Source organism: Pusillimonas sp. (assembly GCF_044464525.1).
Classification (GTDB): Bacteria; Pseudomonadota; Gammaproteobacteria; order Burkholderiales; family Burkholderiaceae_B; genus Pusillimonas.
The window spans coordinates 142,637-166,441 of record NZ_JBIQLE010000001.1; the positions used below are offsets into that span (position 1 = coordinate 142,637).

General features: G+C 60.0%; 17 protein-coding genes. 14 read left to right on the top strand and 3 right to left on the bottom strand.

Going from position 1 to position 23,805, the window contains the following annotated elements; translation table 11 throughout:
• Positions 1 to 29: 29 nt before the first annotated feature.
• A complete protein-coding gene (gene tsaD, locus ACIY1O_RS00685) occupies positions 30 to 1,079 on the top strand; it encodes a tRNA (adenosine(37)-N6)-threonylcarbamoyltransferase complex transferase subunit TsaD (RefSeq protein WP_397473134.1) in 1,050 nt (349 codons plus the stop codon).
• Positions 1,080 to 1,100: 21 nt separating this feature from the next.
• Here tsaD and plsY read toward each other — a convergent pair whose 3' ends face one another.
• Entirely contained in the window at positions 1,101 to 1,787 is a 687-nt protein-coding gene (gene plsY / locus ACIY1O_RS00690) for a glycerol-3-phosphate 1-O-acyltransferase PlsY (RefSeq protein WP_397473135.1), read from the bottom strand.
• Positions 1,788 to 1,928: 141 nt separating this feature from the next.
• Between plsY and surE the strand changes: the two genes are divergently transcribed.
• The 6 genes from surE to rlmD all read left to right on the top strand — a co-directional run bounded on the left by surE (position 1,929) and on the right by rlmD (position 7,426).
• Positions 1,929 to 2,675 (top strand): 5'/3'-nucleotidase SurE, encoded by a 747-nt coding sequence (gene surE, locus ACIY1O_RS00695; RefSeq protein WP_397473136.1) that lies wholly within the window; start codon positions 1,929 to 1,931, stop codon positions 2,673 to 2,675.
• Positions 2,672 to 3,493 carry a protein-L-isoaspartate(D-aspartate) O-methyltransferase gene (locus ACIY1O_RS00700; RefSeq protein ID WP_397473251.1) on the top strand — a complete coding sequence of 274 codons (822 nt, stop codon included), beginning with the start codon at positions 2,672 to 2,674 and terminating at the stop codon, positions 3,491 to 3,493. Before surE ends, ACIY1O_RS00700 begins: the two co-directional genes overlap by 4 nt.
• 24 nt (positions 3,494 to 3,517) lie before the next feature.
• Positions 3,518 to 4,306 (top strand): peptidoglycan DD-metalloendopeptidase family protein, encoded by a 789-nt coding sequence (locus tag ACIY1O_RS00705; protein ID WP_397473137.1) that lies wholly within the window; start codon positions 3,518 to 3,520, stop codon positions 4,304 to 4,306.
• On the top strand, positions 4,303 to 5,079 hold the full coding sequence (locus tag ACIY1O_RS00710; RefSeq protein ID WP_397473138.1) for a 3'-5' exonuclease: 777 nt from the start codon (positions 4,303 to 4,305) through the stop codon (positions 5,077 to 5,079). The genes ACIY1O_RS00705 and ACIY1O_RS00710 overlap by 4 nt, the downstream gene beginning before the upstream one ends.
• Positions 5,080 to 5,169: 90 nt before the next feature.
• The gene (locus ACIY1O_RS00715; RefSeq protein WP_397473139.1) at positions 5,170 to 5,802 is read left to right on the top strand and encodes a Spy/CpxP family protein refolding chaperone; all 633 of its coding nucleotides are present in this window, start codon (positions 5,170 to 5,172) and stop codon (positions 5,800 to 5,802) included.
• Positions 5,803 to 6,079: 277 nt separating this feature from the next.
• Entirely contained in the window at positions 6,080 to 7,426 is a 1,347-nt protein-coding gene (gene rlmD, locus ACIY1O_RS00720) for a 23S rRNA (uracil(1939)-C(5))-methyltransferase RlmD (protein WP_397473140.1), read from the top strand.
• On the opposite strand, the gene ACIY1O_RS00725 is transcribed toward rlmD, so the two are convergent.
• On the bottom strand, positions 7,368 to 11,000 hold the full coding sequence (locus ACIY1O_RS00725; protein ID WP_397473141.1) for an AfsR/SARP family transcriptional regulator: 3,633 nt from the start codon (positions 10,998 to 11,000) through the stop codon (positions 7,368 to 7,370). The genes rlmD and ACIY1O_RS00725 overlap by 59 nt on opposite strands.
• Positions 11,001 to 11,163: 163 nt before the next feature.
• Here ACIY1O_RS00725 and ACIY1O_RS00730 point away from each other — a divergent pair, with 163 nt between their 5' ends.
• From ACIY1O_RS00730 to ACIY1O_RS00740, 3 genes are all read left to right on the top strand, one after another.
• Entirely contained in the window at positions 11,164 to 11,370 is a 207-nt protein-coding gene (locus tag ACIY1O_RS00730; RefSeq protein ID WP_397473142.1) for a hypothetical protein, read from the top strand.
• 260 nt (positions 11,371 to 11,630) lie between these two features.
• Positions 11,631 to 15,728 carry a two-partner secretion domain-containing protein gene (locus tag ACIY1O_RS00735; RefSeq protein WP_397473143.1) on the top strand — a complete coding sequence of 1,366 codons (4,098 nt, stop codon included), beginning with the start codon at positions 11,631 to 11,633 and terminating at the stop codon, positions 15,726 to 15,728.
• A 1-nt stretch (position 15,729) separates the two neighbouring features.
• Entirely contained in the window at positions 15,730 to 17,448 is a 1,719-nt protein-coding gene (locus tag ACIY1O_RS00740) for a ShlB/FhaC/HecB family hemolysin secretion/activation protein (RefSeq protein ID WP_397473144.1), read from the top strand.
• On the opposite strand, the gene argH is transcribed toward ACIY1O_RS00740, so the two are convergent.
• On the bottom strand, positions 17,445 to 18,863 hold the full coding sequence (argH, locus tag ACIY1O_RS00745; RefSeq protein ID WP_397473145.1) for an argininosuccinate lyase: 1,419 nt from the start codon (positions 18,861 to 18,863) through the stop codon (positions 17,445 to 17,447). The two genes, ACIY1O_RS00740 and argH, sit on opposite strands and share 4 nt — an antisense overlap.
• 144 nt (positions 18,864 to 19,007) lie before the next feature.
• On the opposite strand from argH, the gene ACIY1O_RS00750 reads away from it, so the two are divergent.
• The 4 genes from ACIY1O_RS00750 to ACIY1O_RS00765 all read left to right on the top strand — a co-directional run bounded on the left by ACIY1O_RS00750 (position 19,008) and on the right by ACIY1O_RS00765 (position 23,790).
• Positions 19,008 to 20,303, top strand: coding sequence for a mechanosensitive ion channel family protein (locus ACIY1O_RS00750; RefSeq protein WP_397473146.1), 1,296 nt, complete (start codon positions 19,008 to 19,010; stop codon positions 20,301 to 20,303).
• Between the two features lie 495 nt (positions 20,304 to 20,798).
• On the top strand, positions 20,799 to 22,448 hold the full coding sequence (locus ACIY1O_RS00755) for an NAD+ synthase (RefSeq protein ID WP_397473147.1): 1,650 nt from the start codon (positions 20,799 to 20,801) through the stop codon (positions 22,446 to 22,448).
• Positions 22,449 to 22,524: 76 nt separating this feature from the next.
• Positions 22,525 to 22,863: a P-II family nitrogen regulator gene (locus tag ACIY1O_RS00760; protein WP_397473148.1), complete on the top strand. Its 339-nt coding sequence runs from the start codon at positions 22,525 to 22,527 to the stop codon at positions 22,861 to 22,863.
• A 33-nt stretch (positions 22,864 to 22,896) separates the two neighbouring features.
• Entirely contained in the window at positions 22,897 to 23,790 is an 894-nt protein-coding gene (locus tag ACIY1O_RS00765) for an amino acid ABC transporter substrate-binding protein (protein ID WP_397473149.1), read from the top strand.
• Positions 23,791 to 23,805 lie beyond the last annotated feature (15 nt).

A 23,805-nucleotide genomic window follows, 5' to 3' on the forward strand; every position in this document is an offset into this window, starting at 1 on the left:
TTTTGCGTTTAGTTGTACATTTGCACAATATGATTATTCTTGGTTACGAGAGTTCTTGCGACGAAACCGGTGTGGCCGTGGTCTGTACCGAGCGCGGGCTGCTGGCCCATAGTCTACATAGCCAAGTGGCCATGCATCGGGATTATGGCGGGGTCGTGCCCGAGCTGGCTTCGCGCGATCACATCCAGCGCGTGCTTCCGCTTACCCAAGAAGCGCTGCGGGGGGCTGGCCTTGAACTGAGCCAGGTCGACGCCGTTGCCTATACGGCGGGGCCGGGTCTGGCCGGCGCGCTGCTGGTTGGCGCCAGCGTGGCCCAATCCATCGCTTGGGCGCTAGAGCTGCCCGCCATACCGGTGCATCACCTTGAAGGTCATTTGCTGTCGCCGCTGCTGGCCCAGCCCGCGCCGGCGTTTCCTTTCGTCGCGCTGCTCGTCTCTGGCGGGCATACCCAGTTGATGAAGGTTGAAGAGGTGGGCCGTTACGAACTGTTGGGCGAAACGCTTGACGATGCAGCTGGTGAGGCCTTCGATAAATCGGCGAAGTTGCTGGGCCTGGGTTACCCGGGCGGGCCGGCGCTTTCCAATCTTGCGCGGCTGGGCGATCCGACCGCTTTTGAGCTGCCCCGGCCCATGATGCACAGCCCCGATCTGGATTTCAGTTTCAGTGGCTTGAAAACCGCGGTGCTGACCCGCCTTAGGTCGCTCGAAAAGCAAGAGGGGGGTATTACCGAAACGCAACGTGCCGACTTGGCCGCTTCCACCGAGGCGGCCATTGTCGATGTACTGGGTGGCAAGGCCATCAAAGCCATGAAGCGCAGTGGCCTCAAGCGGCTGGTGGTTGCGGGCGGCGTTGGGGCCAATGGCCCTTTGCGAAAAAAGCTGCTCGACGAAATGCAGAAGTTGGGAGGCGAGGTGTTTTTTCCTCCGCTCGAGCTATGCACCGATAACGGCGCCATGATCGCCTTCGCCGCCGCCTTGCGCGTACAGGCAGGCCTGGTTGATCTAAATGAGCGCAGTCATGCTTTTACGGTGCGTCCCAGATGGGACCTTGCCGAGCAGTCGATAGCCACGGCGGTCTGAAGCCGGCGCATCAAGCTGAATTCATCGGCGGCCCTTCCTGCGGCGAGGCGTTCCAGAAGGAGGGGGTTGGTCATTTGCTCCGCCGATGCGACCTTCCTTGCCCGCCATCAACCTTGCGATGTTGGCCTGATGCCGGAAGCACAGCAACACGCTGATCACTATGATGCACAGGCACAAGAGGCCGCTGAAGCGCCAGGCGATGCCGCCGCCGAATAAATAGTAAACCGGGGCGAATATGGCGGCGACGATGGCGGCCAACGAAGAATAGCGCGTGGCGAATGCCACGATGACCCAGGTGGCCACGCTGGCCACGGCCAGCCAGGGCTGGAAGGCCAGCAACACGCCCAGAGCAGTGGCCACGCCCTTGCCGCCCTTGAATTTCAGGAATAGGGAATACAGATGGCCCAGAAACACGGCGACGCCCGCCAGCCCGATCACCCCGGCGGGAAGCCCCCATTCGCGCGCGGCCGCAGTGGCGAGCCAGACCGCGAACCAGCCCTTGGCCGCGTCTCCTGCTAATGTCAGTGCTGCTGCGGCCTTGTTGCCGGTGCGCAACACATTGGTCGCGCCGGGATTTTTTGATCCGTAGCTGCGAGGGTCTTTGAGACCCATTACGCGGCTGACCACGACAGCAAAGGAAATGGATCCAATCAGATAGGCCAGTACGATCAAGGCGAAACTGGCTAAGGCCAGAAAGGTCGGCGACATGAAAATAGAGCTCCGTATAGACTGCCGGCGGGCCGGCACGGCTTTCTGCAAGGGCAGGGCTGATTCTACCTCGCCTGGGCATAACCATAAAACGAGCGGGTACAATTGGCTACGTTCGGTTGAGTTTTTCTGGAAGTAACGATGCGCATATTGGTGTCTAACGACGATGGGTATAACGCCGAGGGCATCGAAGCCCTGGTGGCGGCTTTAAAGGGACTGGGCGAGCTAACCATCGTCGCGCCTGAAACCAATTGCAGCGGAGCCTCGAACTCACTGACGCTGAATCGGCCCTTATCGGTGCGCCAGGCCCCCAACGGCTACTATTTCATCAATGGCACGCCCTCGGATTGCGTCCACATAGCGCTTACCGGCCTGCTCGATTTCCGCCCCGACCTTGTCGTTTCCGGCATCAACAACGGCGCCAACATGGGCGACGACACTCTGTATTCCGGTACCGTGGCCGCCGCCACCGAGGGATATCTGTTCGGAATCCCGGCCATCGCGTTTTCGCTGGTGAAAAAGGGTTGGGAACATCTGGATGCGGCCGCGCGGGTGGCGCGCCAGGTGGTCGAGCGCCAGATCGCCGAGCCGCTGGCGGGCAACACCCTGCTCAACGTCAACATCCCGGCGGTGCCCTACGAGGCCCTTCAGGGCTTTACCGTAACCAGGCTTGGCAAGCGGCATCCCTCAGAGCCGGTGGTGAAAAGCAGCACGCCTTACGGCGACCCGGTGTACTGGATAGGGCCGGTCGGCCTGGTTTCAGACTCTGCCGCCGATACCGATTTTGGCGCCATAGAACAGCATGCGGTGTCTATTACTCCGCTGCGGCTCGACCTGACTAATTACGATCAGATGTCCGGCATAAAGACGTGGGCCTCTCCATTATGAACAAGCCTGTCAATCGCTTTCCCTTCGCCTCGGGCACCGTCAACAGATTCGGCCGTTCCAGCCTGGGTGGCGGGCCGTCCACCAGCAACAGCAACGCGCGCATCGCGACCAAGCCAGGGCGTCTTTCCACGCCCGCAACGCCGGTGCGCCCCGTGGCGGCGGCAACTGCCAACCTGGGGCTTAATTCCGACCGCCAACGGGCTGTCATGGTGCAGAGGTTGCGTAACCAAGGCATACAAGATGAAAGAGTCCTTGGGGCCATGTTAAGTGTTCCGCGCCACATATTCGTCGACGAGGGGCTGGCCAGCCGGGCCTATGAAGACGCCGCTTTGCCCATTGGCTATGGGCAGACTATTTCTCAACCTTGGGTCGTGGCTCGCATGATCGCCGCCCTGTGTGAAGAACGCATGCCTGCCAAGGTGCTGGAAGTGGGCGCCGGCTGCGGCTACCAGGCCGCCGTGCTGGCCCAACTCGTCAAGGAAGTCCATGCGATCGAACGCATTCGCGGTTTGTTCGACATGGCGCGATTTCATTTGCGTACGCTTCGCCTGGTGAGCCGAGTGCGGCTATCATTTGGCGATGGCATGGCGGGTTTGCCCGGCAGCGGTCCTTTCGACGGTATTATTGTGGCTGCCGCAGGGATTAAAATCCCCGAAGCATTGCTCGAGCAATTGTCGATCGGCGGGCGGCTCATAGCCCCCGAGGGCGAGTCTTCACAGCGCCTGGTTCTGATAGAACGCACTGGGCCCGCCACCTGGAAACGCCAAGAGCTCGAGGCTGTCCGGTTCGTTCCATTAAGGCCGGGCACTCAGTCATAAAGATTCTGGTTTTAGGAGAACCCTATGCATTCAGCGACGTCCTCGTCAGTCGTCACCACTTCGATACAGTCCCGGCACGGTCGGCAAGCCGTGTTGATTGCATCGCTGCTGGCTGTGGCGATTTTGGCGGGTTGCGCGTCCAGAACGTCCCGTGCGCCGGTTACCGACATGTCGGGCCAACCTTCGGGCACAGCGCCCGCTACGGGTACGTATGTGGTCAGGCCCGGCGATACGCTGTACCAGATCGCCCAGCGCCACGGCATGGACGTCTCCACGCTGGTCAGTCTTAATAATATTTCCGACCCCAGCCAATTGCGCGTGGGCCAGACACTGCGGTTGTCCAGCTCGACACCGGCGCCCTCGACGCCGCCCACCACCGCCACGCCCATCCCCGTCACGCCGGTGACGCCCTCCGAGCCGCCCACCCCCACGCGGGCATCCGATGCCAACCTTGTCTCCTGGGGCTGGCCGGCGGGTGGCAAGATTATCCAGGGCTTCAATTCGAACACCAAGGGCATCGACATCGAGGGCAAGGTGGGTGATCCGGTTGTCGCGGCCGCCTCGGGCAAGGTTATGTATGCCGGCAATGGCGTGCGTGGCTTGGGGAACCTCATCCTGCTGGGTCACAGCAACGGCTTCATTACGGCCTATGCCCATAACGACAAACTGTTGGTCAAGTCGGGCGACTCGGTTTCGAAGGGCGACAAAATAGCCCAGTTGGGCCAAAGCGACACCAGCTCTCCGCGGCTGCACTTTGAAATTCGCCGCAGCGGCACACCGGTCAACCCGCTTTCGTATTTGCCTTCGCGATGACGCCAACCCTGGTCTTCGACCTTGAAACCATTCCCGATGCACAGGGGTTGCGCACCCTCGGCGAATACGATCCGGCCCTGACCGACGAGCAAGTCATCGAGGCGGCGCTGCAGGCGCGCCTCGAAAGCCATGGCAACGACTTTCTGCCCTTGCATTTACATAAAATCGCCGTAATCGGCTGCGTTTTTCGCGATGACAATGGCTTTCGCGTCAGAACGATAGGGCAAGCCGACGACCCCGAGTCGGTGCTGATAAACGGCTTTTTCAAGACCATCGAGCGCTACACGCCCCGGCTGGTAAGCTGGAACGGTTCGGGCTTCGACCTTCCGGTGTTGCATTACCGCGGCCTCATTCATGGGGTTCAGGCGCCGCGCTACTGGGACATGGGCGAAGACGATCGCGATTTCAAGTACAACAACTACATCAGCCGCTATCACAACCGGCACATCGACCTGATGGACCTGCTCGCCAAATACAACGGCCGCGCCAACGCGCCACTTGACGATCTTGCCAAGCTGTGCGGGTTTCCGGGCAAGCTGGGCATGGACGGCAGCCAAGTGTGGCGGGCCTGGGCGGCCGGCAAGGCAGACGAGGTGCGCGCTTACTGCGAAACCGACGTCGTCAACACCTGGCTGGTGTATTGCCGTTTTCGCTTTATGCGCGGCGAGCTGGATCAAACTGCATACGAGGCCGAAGTCGAATTGGTGCGCGAGACGCTGTCGGCAAGCGAAGCGACACACTGGAAGGAATATATGGCGGTCTGGAACGCCTGAAATCACCTGAAAACAAATTCCCGGCGGTGAAACATTTGCGAAATCGCTTCCCTCCGACAATGGCTGTTCCTATCCAAGAAGGAAGCCAACATGCAAAAACCCAACTCCACCCTGATCTTCAAGCTCGCAGCCATCGCTGCTGCCGTTTCCGTGCAGGGCGTCGCCCTGGCCCAGCCGGCGCCGGCTTCCCCAGCGGCGCCTGCCACCGAACAATCCAGCGCCACGCCTGACGCGAAGCGCGGCCATTCACATAAATTCCACAAGCACCATAGGCATATGCGCGGCCACCATCATCATCGCGCGACCATGCTCGTGCCTGGATATGGTCCACTAGGTGAGAAGTCGGTCGAAGCTCTGAAGCTTAACGACGACCAGAAGAAGTTGCTGCAAGAGGCGCGTGACGCACAGAAAGCCCAGCGCGAAAACCGTTCCACGGCGTTCAAAGAACAACGCAAAGAACGCCTTGATGCGCTTAAGGACGGCAAGCTCGACCCGCGCGCCGCACTAGAGCAGGCACAGCAACAGCGCAAGGCGGCGGCCGAGCGTCATGACGAAATCGCCGACAAATGGCTGGCGGTTTGGGATTCCCTGGACGACGAGCAGCATAAGCTTGTCGCCCAACAGTTCGCCGAACGTGCTGAAAAACGCGCCGAGCATCGGAAGAAGCACGCCGAGAGACGGTCCCAGAACAAGCCTGCCCAAACGGCTTCACCACAATCCTGATTTTTAGACGCAATGTTTCGTGAGGCGTAAGGCATTCCTTTCGTCCCCACGTCATTTCGAAAGCGCCCGAGGCTTATTCAAAGCGGGCGCTTTTTTTCGTTGTGGGCGGGTTGTTCAAACCGAAATTCTTCCCGGCTGTCCTTGATTGCTGGGCCGACGATCAGGCGAATGGAGCAGATGATGAGCTCGCAGGCGGGGGTGGCCCCGGGGCGAAGCGCGGCGGGCCGGCGTCATCTACAATTCACTGCTGAGTTTCCGCCCAATTGCCAATTGTTTTATGTCCGAAATCTTTAATGTTGAATCCATGGACCTCGAGGCCCGGGGCGTCGCACACCATGATGGCAAAGTCGTATTTGTCGATGGCGCGCTGCCGGGCGAGAAGGTGGTCGCCCGTATTGCGCGGCGCAAGCCTTCGTTCGACGTGGCGCGAACAGAGCGCGTGCTGCGGCCCTCCGCCCAGCGGGTCGAGCCGGCTTGTCCTTACTTCGGAGTGTGCGGCGGTTGCGTCATGCAGCATCTGGCGCCCGAGGCGCAAGTTGCCGTAAAGCAGCGAGTGCTTGAGGACGCGCTGGAGCATATCGGCAAAGTGAAGGTCGAGCAGATGCTCGCGCCGATGCACGGGCCCACCTGGGGTTACCGCTATCGCGCCCGCCTTTCGGTGAGACTGGTCATCAAGAAGGGCGGCGTGCTGGTTGGTTTCCGAGAGAAGCGTGGCAGCTACGTTGCCGACATGGACAAATGCCTGGTGCTGCCGCCCCATGTTTCCGACCTGCTGCTGCCTTTGCGCGAGCTGGTGGGCGCGCTGAGCATGCCCAAGAGCATCCCGCAAATCGAGGTTGCGGCGGGGGATGAAGGCACAGCGTTATTGTTGCGGCACATGGAGCCGTTGGACGCCCATGACATGGAGCTGCTGCGCGCGTTCGCCTTGCGACACGATGTGATGTGGTGGCTGCAACCCAAGGGACCAGACACTGTTCATCCCCTCGAGCGTTCAGATTCTGAAGGCCTGGCCTATCTTTTGCCGGAGTTTGGGTTGCGAATGGGCTATCGCCCCACCGATTTCACCCAGGTCAACAGCCAGGTCAATCGGGCTTTGATATCGCGGGCGCTTTGCCTGTTGGATGTCCAGCCAGATGATCGGGTGGCAGATTTATTTTGCGGCCTGGGCAACTTTACCTTGCCGATGGCCACCCGCGCAGGCGAGGTTGTGGGCGTGGAGGGCAGTCAGGCTTTGGTGGATAGGGCGGCGGCTGCCGCCGAACAGAACGGTTTGGCGGGCCGGGCGGAGTTTTCGGTTTTGAACCTGTTTGAGGTGGATGGGCGGTGGCTGCGTGGTCTGGGTCGCTTCGACCGCATGTTGATCGACCCGCCACGGGAGGGCGCCGAAGCCGTTTCGCGTGCCCTGGCCGAGTTGGCGCCCGGCGACCGGCCTGTCCGATTACTGTATGTATCGTGCAACCCGGCCACCCTGGCCCGCGACGCCGGTATCCTGGTGCGCGAAGCAAATTACAGCCTGAGCGCCGCGGGGGTTGTCAATATGTTTCCCCATACGGGCCACGTTGAATCTATTGCAGTGTTTGACGCTCCAGGCATTCGCGGCGCATGTCAAGCAGCAGCGAACTGAAAAAACCTTCCTGAACCTCGCCGGCGGCGCGCAGGCCCTCATCGATAATACGCAATTGCTGGGTACGACGGCCCAGCAGGCCGTAGGCATCGGCCAACGCATGGAAGAACATGGCGGCAACGCCCGGCATCACCATCTGGATATCCCGCAGCCTGGCGTTCAGGCGCGCCAGGCCGGCAGGGTTGCCGTCGTAGGCCTGTTTCCATGCCAGCAGCATGTCTCCAACTCCTATCCACAGCACCATGGCATGCAGCCCGGCCTCGCGGCGAAGCTCGTGTGCATACTGGACGCACGAGCCGGCATTGCCCAAGAAGCGGTGCAGCAAGGCCGCGAACGCCAGTGCAAAGCAAAGCGTATCGGGATTTTTGTGCGTGCGTGCGATTTTGACGGATTCGTTGCTGGCGGCCAGCGCCTCGTCGATGCGCTCGAGCCGCCAAAGCGCCCAGGACAAGTGGGCCAGGCTCGTAACATGCGGGTCCAGGCCTTCGGAGGCATCGCGAAAGGCGCCGCCCGGAAGTTCCATGGCCGCTTTGGCAAAATGGCAGGCCTTTTCAAGCCGATTGCTCCACACGCTGATGTTTGCGGCGGCCGAATACGCCTGCGCCAGCAGGTTGGCGTTCCCGCTTTCGTGAGCCAGCCTCAAAAGCCGCTGGGTCAATTCCCACGATTTCAGAAAGCTGGAGCCCTTGCGTGAGCTGGAGACCATCCATTGGCCCCAAAAGATGTCGAAGCGCAGTTCTATGGGTACCGTGGAATCGTCCAGCGCCAGGGCCTGGTCGTAGACCTTGGCGGCTTCTTCGGAACCGTAGCCGCGCAGCAGCAGCAAGGCCTGGCCTAAAGCCAGCAGAAGCTTTAATTCGAGAGCATTGCGTTGAGCGTCGCTTGGCAGGCTTGGGATCAAATTCAGGCCCAGCTGCAGTTCATCCGCCGCCTCGGCACAGGCCGAGACGCGTAGCGCCTGGCGTCCCGAAAGCAGCCACCATGGTATGGCTGCACGCGCATCTCCGGCCGCGGTGTAGTGACGGGCCAGTTCGCCCGGCCGCTGAACTGCGCGCCGCGCCGAGTGGAACTCGAGCGCCTTGGCCGCCTTGAGATGCGCAGCACGCTTGTCGGGCAATATCTGCGACCCGTAAGCGGCTTCCTGAATCAGTGCATGATGAAATTGATAGACATTGTCTCGTGAAAGGGGAGTGATCAGGCGCGCCTCGACCAATTCGCCAAGTATGGCTTCTAGTTTGTCTTCGCTAAGAGTGCTGATGCGTTGGAGCAGCTCTTTTTCGAATGTGCGCCCCAGGGTTGCGGCTAGTTGCAGCAAGCGACGTGCGTGCGGCACCGTATCGAGACGTGTCAGCAGCATGTAGTGCAAGGTAGTCGGTATGGCGTCTTCCTGGTCGCCGACGCCGATTCGGGCCATTTCTTCAGCATAAAGGGGAATGCCGTCGGCGCGTTGAACGATGCGCTCGACCGTGTGGCGTGGCAGGGTGTTTGAAACCGCGCGCGCCAACTTTGCAATATGTTCTTCCTTCAAGGGCGTAAGCTGCATCACCGAGTCGTCGTGCAGCCAGGACGGACGAAACTCGGGGCGGGCTGTAAGCAGCGTGAACAACCTGTGCCTGTCTCGCCTGTGAACCAGTCGCTCGAGCAGATCGCGGCTGGTAACGTCCAGCCATTGGGCGTCTTCAATAAGCAGCAGCATCGGTTGGCGCAAGGTCATGCTGTCGAGCAGCGTCAGGAGCATGTCCAGGGTTTGCAGCTTGCGCTGGCGCGGCGATAGCACCGGTGTGTCGGCAGCGGCGATCGCCAGCATCGACAGCAATAAAGGTGTGGCTTGGCGTGCGATGGCCGGGTGATGAAGCTTGAGGTAGCGCGTGAGCTTCTCTTGCTGTTGCAATGTGGTGTCGTCCACCGAGAAACCCATAATGGATTCGAGCAGCCCAATTACAGGATAGAGCGGCGTATGTTGGCGCTCGGGATAGCAGTGCAGGTGTCGGACGATGGCGGTACCCGCATCGATCAGCTGATGCAGGGCGGCTGCCAAGTGTGTTTTCCCCATGCCCGGCTCGCCACTTATAACCAGGAACTGAGGGTCGCCGGAGCAGGCTCCATCCCAAAGATCTTTGAGACGGCGCAGCTCGGCCTTGCGGCCGATCAGTGCCGTTTCCGATGTTGCGGCGGCGACATTTGGTGCGGCGATGGGCGACGGGCCGATAAGTTTGTGGGCCGGCATTCGCACGTATGTGTTCGGGGCATCTTCAGTGGTAATCAGCAAGGGACTGAGCTCATCGAGCTTGAAGCGGCCATGCAACAAGAGACGAGTGGGTTCGCTGACGGCGATACCGCTTTTTTGCAGGCGCTTGCAAAGCCGCCAGGCAATGGCCGATACGTTCCCGACGATATCGGGCAGGGCGGGGTCAAAACCCGCCAGGATGATGCCGGTGTGGATGCCCACGCGAAAGCGATAACGATCGCTGAAATGTGATTGCAGCTCGAGAGAGGCCTGCACCGCCAGCTCTCCGGCATGTTCCGAAGCCTGGGGATAGCCGATATATGCGTACAGGTGGCCGCCTTGCCCCAAGGTGATATGGCCGGCGTGGCGCCGCAATATCGTTGCGCACAGCGAACGTGCTTGCGCCAGTTGCTCGATGGATTCCCGAGGCGCGGCCGATGACTGGTCGAGATGGCAGCAAAGTATGGTGGCTTGCCGGCGGCCTGTGGGCGTCTCCGGCGCAAACGGCAGCGGTTCTACCGGATGGGTGTCTTGTTGCGGTTCGAGCTCGCCTTTGTGAATGGTTTCAAAAAGCGTATGGGTGCTTTGTTCGGGCTCGACGTTCAGGTCTCGTGCCAAGGTGTCGCGGAAAGCATCGTACATGGCTTCGGCCGTGCCATGTTGCCCGGCCATGGCCAACAGGCGCATGTGTTCCCGGTGGCCTGCCTCGTTCCAAGGCTCGAGTTGCACGCAGCGTTGCGCATAAGCAATGGCGGGCCCGGGCCGCGCCAGCGTCTCGTAGGCGTTGCGAAGCCGTTCGGCGCAGGAGAACGCGCGTCCGCGCAAGCTTTGTCGTTGCGCATCCAGCCATACGTCGAAGTCAGGGGCATCGGCAAGCGTGAGGCCGGCCAGGAACTCTCCTTGGTAAGAATCTGCCCGGGACTTGAGGCGGCTCAGACAGTGCTCGCAAGGTGGGGACATGGGCGCTGTGGGGCACTTATGACAGGTGGGCGCCTGCTCGGTGAGAGTCTTGACGTCTATCCAGCAATGCGACGGCGAGTAGTTGAAGCGAACCGATTCCCTGTCGGCCAGCAGCAGAGTGTCGGCATCGGCCCCAAAAAGCTGGCGCAGATAATACAAGCTTTGACGCAAGTTGGTGCGCGCGGCGTCGGCAGGCAGGGTGTGCCAAAGCAAAGAGGCCAAATGCTCGCGGGAATGACTTCGGTCGGCTTCGACTGCCAGATAGGCCAGTAGCGCGGTAACTTTATCGTAGTGCTTTCCTTTCCATGGGGCGCCGTCTCTAAGAAAGCGGGTTTCTCCGAGCAGTTGAATGGAAAGCCTGGGCCGATAGGGGATGGTATGGCTCATGACTGCTTCTAGCTTACGCGCGGCTTACGCTGCTTTGATCAAATCACTCAAACTGTAAGTTTTCTGTGAACTGTTTATCCAAGCATAACGTGCCGGCGGGGCCAAGCCAATTCAAAACTTCCGCGCGTTGATCATCCGTTATTCACTTGAGGTAGAGACACTCATGAACATTTCGCCCAATACCATTGAAGCCTTGCATCACCTTACGAACCACGATGCTTCTTTGCTGGATGATCTTTACGCCGTTCGATCGCTTGATCAGGCAGTAGAGGTGGTGGTCGATTCAGCCCGTCGACTGCGCGTAGTCATTGATCGAGGCGAGGTCGTCTCTTATTTCCAACGTTCGCTGGGTTCCCCCACCAACGACTAAATCGCTTGCTTGCGAATCACCCCTGAAAGGGCGCCCCGCCGGCTCCGGTCGGGCGCTTTTTTGATGTATTTGTATCTTTAACGTGCAAAAAATAATAAGATAAAACAAACGCATTAAAAAGTTTCTGAAACTTTTTATTTCGCGAAGCGTTGTTTAGCGGCGACGTTGAAGGCGCCAAACGGAGACAAAACCTGGTTAATTGGGGCAACGCCTCACACCGGTGGCCGTCTGTTGCGATATCCAATTCTCCAGAGAAAAATATGAATCGCATATTCAACCTTGTGTGGAGCCGGGCGCGCGACCCGCAGGTCGTTACGGACGAACAGGCACAGCGCCGCGGCAAAGCCGGTGGCGGCGCGGCAAAAACGGAGCCGGCTCGTGCGGGTCGCCACGCGATGTTTTGCCAAAGCATGCGAACTGCCGTCTTGACGCCGGCGCTGCTGACGCTGACGCTGGCCGCACCGGCGACGGCATTGGCCCAGGCCCTGCCAACCGGCGGGCAGGTGGTGGCTGGTTCAGGCGTCATCGGTTCCCCGGGTGGCGGCACGCTGGCCATCGACCAGGCCAGCCAGCGCATGTCCATCGATTGGCAGCAATTCAACATCGGCGCAGCCAATACAGTGCGCTTCAACCAGCCCGGCGCCGACGCGGTGGCGCTTAACCGGGTGCTTGGCCCGGATGCCTCCCAGATCATGGGCCGGTTGCAGGCCAACGGCCGGGTCTTCCTGGTCAACCCCAACGGCGTGCTGTTCGGCCAGGGCGCGCAGGTTGACGTGGGCGCCCTGGTGGCATCAACACTCAACATCAGCAACACCGATTTCATGGCGGGCAACTACCGCTTCCTGGCCGACAGCGCTTCGACTGAAGGGGCGCTTGACGCCGCTCAAGACCAACCCGCCTCGGTCGTCAACCGGGGCCGCATTACAGCGGCCGACGGCGGGGCTGTGGCCTTGCTGGGCGGGCAAGTGCACAACCACGGCGTCATCCAGGCGCGTATGGGCACGGTGGCCTTGGCGGCCGGCAACGCCTTCACCCTCGATTTCGCCGGCGACGGCTTGCTGAACGTGCAGATCGACCAGGCCGCCAAGAACGCCCTGGTCGACAACGGTCACCTCATCCAGGCCGACGGCGGCCAGGTCCTCATGACCGCCCACGCCTCCGACGCCTTGCTGCAAACCGTGGTCAACAACACCGGCGTCATCGAAGCCCGCACGCTTGAAAACCGCGAAGGCAAGATCGTGCTGCTGGGCGATTTCTCCGGCGGCACGGTGAAGGTGGACGGCAAGCTGGACGCCAGCGCGCCTGATGGCGGCGATGGGGGTTTCATCGATACATCGGGGGCTTATGTGCAGGTGGCCGATGACGTCATGGTCACCACTTTTGCCCCGCAGGGCAAGACGGGAACTTGGCTGATCGATCCGACGGATTTTACGATTTGGGAGGGCAACGATTCACAGACGGAAAGCGGTATCGGGGCAGCTACATTGTCCGGCATATTAAATGATAGTAGCGGCGGTAGCACCAACGTAGAACTAGTAACCGTTGAATCAGGTGATGACGCCGGCGACATCTACGTGGAGGCAGCGGTCAGTTGGACTTCAAGTAATACCCTGACCCTCATCGCACATAACGATATCAACATTAACGCCGAAATTACCGCCTCTGGTAGCGATGCAGGTTTGAGCTTGTTCGCGGGACGGAACATTAATATAGGCGCCGCGCTTTCGATGATTGGAGATGATGGCTTCATCTTCGCATCGGCGGCGGGTGCCTTGACGGTTGAGAATTTGGCCCGTCTGACGACAAATGGCTCCATCAGTTTGCAGGGCGACGATGCTGTTGTTGTAAACGCTGATCTTTTGGTGAACGAAGGCGGGACGATTTCATTGTTTGGCGGCGACATCGCGGTAAACGCCGACGTAACGGCCAATGGCGACGGCGGCTACATCACTATGTCGGCATGCGGCGGGTGCGGTAATGGCGATATCGATATAGACGGCGCGGTTTCGGTGGATGGCAATGGCGGCATTATTGCGATGATGGCCGATGGCACCATTTCAGTTAGGGATGCTGTATCGGTACACGGAAACAACGGACAAATTCTTATGTTCGGTGGCGATGTCTCCATTCAATCAGGGGGATCGCTGGATGTTCAAGGCAGCGATGGCGAGATCATGCTTGCTGCTTGCGGCGACCCAAGTTGCGGCGCCGGCTCTATTGAAATAGATGGCGCGGTATCGGTGAATGGGGATGACGGCACCGTCATGATGATGGCCGACGGCGCCATCTCCATTCGCGATTCCGTATTGGTTACCGGCGAAGGCGCACGGATCGGCCTATTGGGTCAGGACATCACTGTTCAAACGGACGGGTCACTGCGCGTGGAAGGCGGCGAGGGGGTGATCGCGCTTGCAGCCTGCGGAGACTGCGGAGCCCTTGACATCGCCGACGTCACGCCGGACAGCCACCTGGACCCGAGCTTCGGCCTGTCGATGGACGGAGTTGTTTTGATCGACGGCGATGTATCCATTGATGGCGACAAGGGCATCATCGCAATATCCGGCGGCTTCATTCAAGTTGACTCGCAGCTTGCGATCAAGGGCGATGAAGGGGTGATCGCACTGGCCGCGTGCACCGACGATGGCTGCGGCGACATTCTGATCAACGATGAAGTATCGATAAAAGGTGACGACAGCACGATCTTCATGATGGCGGACGACGGGCTCTGGGTGAGCGGTGACGTATCGATTAAGGGAAATAACGGCAACATCGCGCTTTTGGGCGGCGAGCTGACGATAGGTGATGGGTCCGCTGTCAACATAACGGGAGACGGGGGCAAAATCGGCGCCTCTGTCGCTGAAGACCTTGTCTCCAACGGGGCTTTGTCCGTAACCGGCAACCACGGCAATATTTCTCTTAGCGGTTCGACCGTGCTGGTCAACAATACGGTCACCGTAACCGGCGACGCGGGCAGCATTGAAATCGGCGCATGCGGTTGCGATGCCGAAGGCTATCTTGCGATCAGTGGCGATGTTGCCGTAAATGGCAAGGACGGCACAATCGATCTAAGTTCAGAGGGCAGCCTGCTTCTGGATGCCAATCTTACGGCTACGGCGGTCTTCATGCAGGCAGGCGACGACATTGCCGCTGTCGAAGGCAGCGTCATCACGGCCGACCAACTCGACGTGCGTAGCGACGACGGAGCAATCGCCCTGGACCAAGGTGCGCATCGCGTTGGAATGATGCAGGCCTCGGCCCGCACAGGTTTATGGTTTGCCAATGCCACCGATCTGGCGCTTGGCCAGGCCCGGGTAACCGGCAACGGCGACATCGCGATTCGCACTGCCGGCGACCTTACCCTGGTCGAAGCCTTCGATCCGCTCGGCGCTCCTCTGCCCACCTCAGGCACCGTGCGCGTTCATGGAAGCGGCGACATCGATCTGGTGGCGGGGCAGGCGTTCACCAATACGCTGGGCGCCGATGCCTTGCAGGTCGGCCAGGGCGACTGGCGCATCTGGTCGAGCACCCCGGCCGGCGATACCTTGGCTGGTCTGGCCTACGATTTCAAACAATACAACGCGCACTACGGCTCAAGCGCCATAATGGGCCAGGGCAACGGCGTGTTGTATACCCTGGCGCCGGTGCTTGATATCGGATTGAAGGGTGCAACTTCCAAAACTTATGACGGCACCGACTTGGCTGTGCTGACCGATTCAAACTACGAGTTGAAAGGCGGTCTGCAGGCCGGCGATGGGGTCGAGTTTTCCAAGCCTTCGGAAGGACGCTATAGCGACTCGAACGCCGGCGAAGGTAAAACCGTCACGGTCGATGGTTTGCAGTTGGTGAACGCCTACGAAATCGTTGGCGGAGCCAAGGTCTACGGCTACCGAGTCAACGGCGACACGGCTTCCGGCGACATCGGCCGCATCGACCGGCGTTCCATCACGGTGGCGGCAGACGACCAACGCAAGCGTCTCGGTCAGGCCGACCCGGCGCTGACCTGGCGCATCGTTGACGGCAGCCTGGCGTTCGACGATGCGCTGAACGGCGCTCTGGTTCGCGATTCCGGCGAATTGCCGGGCAGCTACACCATCTGGCAAGGCAGCCTCGATGCCGGGGGCAACTACACGATGAACTTCATCGGCGGCGAGCTGGTCATTGCGATGGCCGACATTGACGATGATCTGGGCGACTTGGCCGAAGCCTATCGCGCGGCGGTCTTTTCGGCCAAGAATACGCCGCAGGGGCCCATGGCATTCGACCGCGAGACCGAAGGGGGGCCGGCCCCAGGCGGTTCGCAGCCCTCATCCCTTTACAACATAGAAAACGAAGGGCTTCGCATGCCCGATGGAATCTGACATGGCGTCTGCGGTTCGTATTGTCCCGGGTGTTTCTCGTATAGTTCAAAGCATGTCAAGCGCGCGTGCGTTCGGTACTTTTTTGGCCGTGGCCTTGACGCTGCCGACCGCGCCCGTTGCAGCGCAGTCCATCCTGGGCACGCCCGATGCGGGGCAGTCCATGCGCGAGATGGAAGCCGCGCCGCTTACCCTGCCTTCCGAATCCGGCTTGCGGCTGGATGTTCCCGTTACCGAGGAATCCGGCGTGGCCGCCGACGGCGCCACGCTGCGGGTTCAAGGCTTTGCGCTTAGCGGCAATCAGGCAGTGTCCGATGCACAGCTTCTGCCATTGCTTGAAGATCTTAAAGGCCGCGAGGTAAGCCTGGCCGACTTGCAGGCGGGCGTGGCGCGCATCACTGCCTACTATCGCAAACAGGGCCATGTGCTGGCGCGTGCCTATCTGCCCGCGCAAGAGATCAACGACGGCCAGGTGCGCATCGCCATTCTCGAAGGCCGCTACGGCGAGGTTGCGGTTGATAATCAAACGCGAGCCGGCGGCTGGGCGCTGGCTCCGTTGCAAGACCTGGAAACCGGCGATTCCGTGCGGGGAGAGGCCCTTGAGCGCAGCCTGCTGCTGGTTTCCGACGTGCCGGGCGTGTCGGTGGACGCCACCTTGCGCCCGGGCGCCAGCGTGGGGGCCTCCGACCTGCTGGTCAATGTCAAGCCCGGCCCGCTGGTAAGCGGGTCCATCGACCTGGACAATTACGGCAGCCGCTATACGGGTCAGTGGCGCTTGGGCGGTACGTTGAACCTGAACAACCCATTGGGCCTGGGCGACGTGGCCACGCTAAGGCTGATGGGCACCGACGAGCACCAAACCTATTACAGGCTGGCGTATCAGTTGCCGGTTGGGCCATGGGCCACGCGGGTGGGCGCCTCGTTCTCGAACATGCGCTACGAACTGGCACGCGATTTTGATGTGCTGGACGCCCATGGCCGGGCCAGCATCGCCAGCGGCTATATGATCCAGCCCCTGGTGCGCAGCCGCAGCTTCAACCTGTATGGACAACTTCAATACGACTACAAGCGCCTGCACGACAAGATCGATCTGCTGGGCTTCGACACCCTGAAGCATTCCCGGGTGTGGACGGCCTCGGTCACCGGCGACATGCGCGACAGTTTCGGCGGCGGAGGGGTGACCAGTTTCGCGCTGTCGTACAGCAGCGGCCGCCTTGCCCTGAACGGGGCTTTGGACCAGGCCATCGACGACCTTACCGCCCAAACGGCGGGCAATTTCCAGAAGCTGACGGCCTCGGCGCTGCGCCTGCAGCGCCTGAACGACAAATTCAGCTTGTACACGCGCCTGCAGGCGCAGTGGGCCAACAAAAATCTGGATTCGTCCGAGAAGCTGGGCCTGGGCGGCGCCTATGGCGTGCGCGGCTATCCCCAGGGCGAGGCCAGCGGCGACCAGGGCTGGATGGGCAGCATGGAACTGCGCTACGCCTTCGCGCCCGCCTGGCATGTGGGCGCCTTTGTGGACTACGGCCGCGTCACCCTCAACAAGAAGCCATGGGCGGCGGGCGACAACCACCGCAGCCTGAGCGCCACCGGCCTGAGCCTGGGCTGGGCTCAATACGGGTGGCAGCTTAGCGCCGTTGCCGCCTGGCGGCTGAACTCGGAACCGCGCAGCGATTCAGACCGCAAGCCAAGGGTGTGGATGCAGTTGCTGAAATATTTTTAGCGGGTTTCGTCCAGCACCCGCCGGGCTTCGATTCGCACGCGTTCGGGGGCGGTGCCGCCGATATGGCTGCGAGCAGCCACAGAGCCTTCCAGGGTCAGCACATCGAACACGTCTGATTCGATCGAGGCGTGGAACGCCTGCAATTGCTCCAGCGACAGGTCGGCCAGATCGCAGCCTTGTTCTTCGCAAGAGCGTACGGCGTGGGCCACGGTTTCATGGGCGTCGCGGAAGGGAATGCCTTTTTTGACAAGGTAATCGGCCAGGTCGGTGGCGGTGGCAAAGCCTTGCAACGCTGCGGCGCGCATGGCCTCGGGCTTGACGCGAATGCCGCTGACCATGTCAACAAAGATGGTAAGTGTGTCGCGGATGGTGTCGGCCGAATCGAACAGGCCTTCTTTGTCTTCCTGGTTGTCTTTGTTGTAGGCCAGGGGCTGGCCCTTCATGAGGGTAAGCAGGGCGACCAGGTGGCCGTTGACACGGCCCGTTTTACCGCGCGCCAGCTCGGGCACGTCGGGGTTCTTCTTTTGCGGCATGATCGAGCTGCCGGTGCAGAAACGGTCGGCCAGGTCGATGAAACCGATGCGCGGGCTCATCCACAGCACCAGCTCTTCTGACAGCCGCGAGATGTGGGTCATGATGAGGGCGGCGGCGGCGCAGAACTCGATGGCGAAATCTCGGTCGGAAACGGCATCGAGCGAATTGCGGCAAAGGCCTTCGAAACCCAGGCTTTGCGCCACGCGCTCGCGATCAATGGGGTACGAAGTGCCTGCCAATGCGGCCGCGCCCAGCGGCAAGCGGTTGACTCGCTTGCGGCAATCGGCCAGACGCTGCGCGTCGCGGTCGAACATTTCGGCGTAGGCCAGCAAGTGATGGCCGAAGGTGACCGGCTGGGCGACCTGCAAGTGGGTAAAGCCGGGCAAAATGGTGTCTGCGTGCTGTTGCGCCAGTTCGGCCAGGTTGCGGCGCAACTGACGCAATAGCTCAATGCTGGTGTCGATTTCCGCGCGCAGCCAGAGGCGGATGTCGGTGGCCACCTGATCATTGCGCGAACGGCCGGTGTGTAGGCGCTTGCCCGCATCGCCGATAAGCTCGACCAGGCGTTTTTCGATATTGAGGTGTACATCTTCAAGGTCGATCGACCATTCAAATGCGTCTTGCTCGATTTCTTGCAGAATCTGCGCCATGCCGCGCTGTATGTCGGCGTTGTCTTGCGGGGTGATCAAGCCGATTGAGGCCAGCATGTCGGCATGCGCCAGAGAGCCCTGGATGTCCACGGCGGCCAGGCGGCGATCGAAGCCGACCGAGGCTGTATAGCGCTTGACGAGTTCGGAAACAGGCTCGGAAAAACGCGCAGACCAGGCTTGAGCTTTATTGGAAAATTGGTCTTGGCCGGCGGAGGGGGTATTTTTGGACATAGGGGCGGATTATAAAACAGGTGCGTAAGAGCTTTGCGCGAATAGAGTATTGTATTAGGCTTTTGATCGCACGAATCGCCGGCCGTCCGGCCAAGGGCGTTTATCGCGCGAGCATAGGGCGCTTTACGGGCGCGACAAGTGAATATGGAACTGGCAATAGAAAAAAATAATCTCATGGCGGCGTGGCTGGGCAACAACTGGCTTGGCAACCATATTCCGGACTCGATCTGGGCCCAAGTGGTGATCGGGCTGATAGTGCTGGTTGTTCTGGTATTGGTGGCCAGTTGGATCACGCGCAAAGTCGTCGTGGCGGTGGCGCGGCGCATGCTCAAAGCGGTGGGCCGCGAAGACTGGTCAGATGCACTGCAACGGCGTCGCGTGTTTCGTCACGTCGGCTATCTGGTTCCGATATTGGTGGTGACGATCAATGTCACGCTGTTGCCGATCACTGAAAAATACGTGGGTCCTGTATCGCGCTTTTTGCAGGCGGTGTGCCTGGTTTACTTTTTCATTGTGATCAATGGCCTGCTCAAGGCCTGGCTGGACACTTACTCGGCCACGACGCGGGCTCAGACGCGGTCAATCAAGGGTTATCTGGAACTGGCGAAGATAATTCTTTGGGGCATTTGCGTCATTTTGGTCTTCTCGCTGCTGATAGACCGCTCGCCGCTGTTGATGCTCTCTGGTCTGGGTGCGCTGTCGGCAGTGCTGTTGTTGGTGTTCAAGGATACCTTGCTATCACTTGTCGCCAGCACGCAGATGACCACCAACGACATGCTGCGCATCGGCGACTGGATCGAGATGCCGCAGGCCAACGCCGATGGTTTCGTCATCGACATTGCGCTGCACACGGTCAAGGTGCAGAACTGGGACAAGACTGTCACCACGGTTCCCACCTACAAGCTGTTCTCGGAAAGCTACCGCAACTGGCGCCATATGTTCGAGTCGGGCGGGCGGCGCATCAAGCGCACTTTGCGCATCAATGCGGCGACCGTGCGCTTTCTTACCGAAGACGAAATCCGCAATCTGTGTCGCTTTCATTTGTTAAGGGATTATCTGGAAGGCAAGGAAGAGGATCTCAGCAAAAGCAATCGCGCCTTGGGTGAACTAGCCGCCGAAGAGGTTAATCGCAGGCGCCTGACCAACTTGGGCACGTTTCGAGCTTATGCGTTGGCGTATCTGAAGCAACACAACGAATTGCGGCAGGATATGTTGATGATTGTTCGCATGATGGAGCCGGAATCCGAAGGGATACCGGTTGAGGTGTACTGTTTCTCGGCGAATACGGCCTGGGTGGAGTACGAACGTATCCAGGGCGATGTGTTCGATCACTTGCTGGCCATTTTGCCAGAGCTTTCGCTGCAACTTTATCAGGCGCCTTCGGGGGCTGATTTTGTCTATGGTTTGAGAGGGGGCGGCTCGGCTCGGCCGGAGGATTGAAGGGCGTTGTTGGGTCTTTAAGCGATTATTGGGCTCTTAAAGCGCCGTCGGGTGCAGGGTCCTTTAGAACGGGCGGTCGGGCGGTTTGCGGCAGCGCCCTCCAACGCCCGTTCTAAAGGACCCTGCACCCGACGGCTTGCGTTTGTGTGGACTCGAAGATTTTCGCTTTGGCCAGAATTGTTTCCTTCCCGCGAAGCGTTGACCTCGTCGCATTGGCCGCCAGCTTCAAGCTGCCCGCAGGTACCGTGTCCTTGCGTATACCGACGAAGTGTCGGCCTCGCATTGGCCGCCAACTCCAGCCTCTGATGCAGGGGATGTTTTTGCCGGGCGTTGGAGGGCGCTGCCGCAAACCGCCCGACCGCCCGGCAGAAACATCCCCTGCATCAGAGGCGTTTAAGAACCCAAAAAAGATGCGCCCTTAGCATAACGTAGGCGCACAATACGCCGCATGCGATAATTTTGTTTTCCATGGTTTCAAAATACAGGCCACTGTCCATGACGGCTGTAAAAGTCGGTCTTGCCCAGATCAATTCCCGCGTGGGCGACCTGAAGGCGAACGCGGGCAAGATTCTTGAGGTTGCGCGTTGGGCGCGGCAGCATGCCGTCGATCTGCTGCTGACGCCAGAGCTGACCCTTACCGGCTACCCCGCCGAAGACCTGTTCCTGCGCGACGAGTTCATCCATAGGCACGATCGGGTCTTCGAGACCCTGTGCGCCGATTTGAACGCCGTCGACGCCGACCTGCGGGTCGTCGTGGGACATGTGCGACGCATTGACGGCAAACTGTACAACGTCGCCTCTGTCGTGGCCCAGGGCCGCGTATTGGCTTGCTATTGCAAACACGAATTGCCCGATTACGGCGTATTTGACGAACAGCGCTATTTCTCGCCGGGGCGTGAACCCGTCGTATTCGATGTCAAGGGTCTGCGATTCGGGCTTAATATCTGCGAAGACGCGTGGCTGCCTGAAAGCCCAGCCATGGCACAGCAGCATGGCGCCCAGGTATTGCTCGTGCTTAATGCCTCTCCGTATTCCGTCGACAAGCAGCAATTGCGACACGCGCAGGTGGGCGCCAACGTGCACGGCATCACCGCTGTCTATGTCAACAAAGTCGGTGGTCAAGACGAACTTGTATTCGACGGCGCTTCTTTTGTGCTTGATCCCCAGGGCGCCGTACGCGGCCGGCTGCCGGTGTTTCAGGAAGCCTTCGGCATCATCGAACTTGACGGGCAGGGCCTGCCTGTAAACGGCCAAGTCTGCACGCAGGGCGGACCGTTGCAAGCCATGCCCGAGCAATGGCCGCCTATGCTCGAACAGGTCTATAAGGCGCTTACGCTTTCCTTGTCCGACTATATGGCCAAATCCGGTTTCAGCAAGGTGGTGCTGGGCCTGTCGGGCGGCATGGATTCGGCCCTGGTGTTGGCCGTGGCGGTGGACGCCCTGGGCGCCGACAAGGTCTACTCCGTGATGATGCCGTCACGCTACACAGCCGATATATCGCTGTCCGATGCGCGCGACATGGCGCGGGGCCTGGGCGTTGCCTACGACGAAATCTTGATTGGCCCTTTGGCCGACGGTTTTGACGAGGCGCTTGCGCCGCTTTTTGCAGGCTTGCAGCCTGATGCCACAGAAGAAAACATCCAGGCCCGGATTCGCGGCACATTGCTGATGGCGCTATCCAATAAGTTCGGCAGCCTGGTCGTGACCACCGGCAATAAATCCGAGCTGGCCACGGGCTATTGCACGCTGTACGGCGACATGGCGGGCGGGTTTGCCTTGCTTAAAGACGTGCCCAAGACCATGGTTTACGCCCTTGCGCGCTGGCGCAATGAGCTCTCGCCGGTTATTCCAGAGCGTATCATCACCCGACCGCCTTCGGCCGAGCTGCGGCCCGACCAGACCGACCAGGACAGTCTGCCTCCGTACGAGGTGCTCGATGCCATTATTGAGCGTTATGTCGAGCAGAACCAGTCAGTCGAACAGATTGTGCAGTCGGGTTACGATCATGAAACCGTGACCCAGGTGGCTCGCCTGATCCGCATCAGCGAGTACAAGCGCAGGCAGGGCGCGGTGGGGCCCAAGATTACATCGCGTGCCTTCGGCAAAGACTGGCGCATGCCCATCGCCAATGGCTACCGCGACTGATGATCGCGATCAGTACTGCACACAGATTAGATCCGACCCCCGGTCGAACCGGACACATACTTATGGAGCACGACACATGAAGCTGATCGCGGCAATTATCAAACCCTTCAAGCTCGATGAGGTGCGCGAAGCCCTGGCCGAGATCGGCGTCAGCGGTCTCACCGTCGCTGAAGTAAAGGGCTTCGGCCGCCAAAAAGGCCATACCGAGCTTTACCGGGGCGCCGAATATGTGGTCGATTTTTTGCCTAAGATACGTGTGGAAGTGGTCGTGCCCGCCGATATGGTGGAATCCGCCATCGAGGCCATAGTCAAAGCCGCGCGCACCGGCAAGATCGGCGACGGCAAGATTTTTGTACTGCCCGTCGAGCAGGCGATACGCATACGCACTGGCGAGTGCGGCGTCGAGGCGCTGTAGCAACACCGTAAATTGCAATAACCAGGAGGCACAATGAAATTTCTGACCCTGACGCTGGCGGCGCTGATGGCCTTGCCCATGGCCGCACAAGCCCAGAGCCGGCTCGACAAAATTCGCGACACAGCACAAATTACGTTGGGCGTGCGAGAGTCGTCTATTCCGTTCTCATACCTGGACGATGCGCAAAAGCCCGTGGGATATTCCATCGACATCTGCCACGGCATTGTCGAGGCGCTTAAGGCGAAGCTGGGGCTGGAGCAGCTTCAGGTACGCGAGGTGTCTGTTACCTCGTCGACGCGAATTCCGCTGGTGGCCAACGGCACAGTCGACATCAGTTGCGGCTCGGCCACCAACAACGAGCAGCGCCAGCAACAGGTCAGCTTTGCGCCCACCACTTTTGTCACCTCCACCCGTTTTGCATCGCTCAAGAAATCCAACTTGAACGATTTGTCCGACTTCAAGGGCGCTACGGTTATATCCACCGCGGGAACGAGCAATTTGCGCTGGCTGACGCAAGTAAACGCCCAGGAAAAGCTGGGCATGCGCATCATGAACGCCAAAGACCATTCTGAAGCGTTTCTTACCGTGAACAGCGGAAGAGCGCTCGCATTCTTCATGGACGATATTTTATTGGCGGGCCTGGTGGCCAATTCGCGTAACGCCGACGAATGGGCGATCAGCGAAAAAGCCTATACGGTCGAGCCGTATGGCATGATTCTTCCCAAGGACGACCCGCAATTCAAAGAAGCGGTCGACGAGGCCGTCCAGGCAATGATGAAAGACGGCCGCCTTGAAAAGATGTATGAAAAGTGGTTCACGCAGCCAATTCCCCCCCGTAATATCAACCTGAACTGGCCGATGTCGGCCGAGCTGAAACGGGTCATTGCCAACCCGACTGACTCGCCCGACCCTGCCAGCTATCAATAAAGCAAGACACATCTT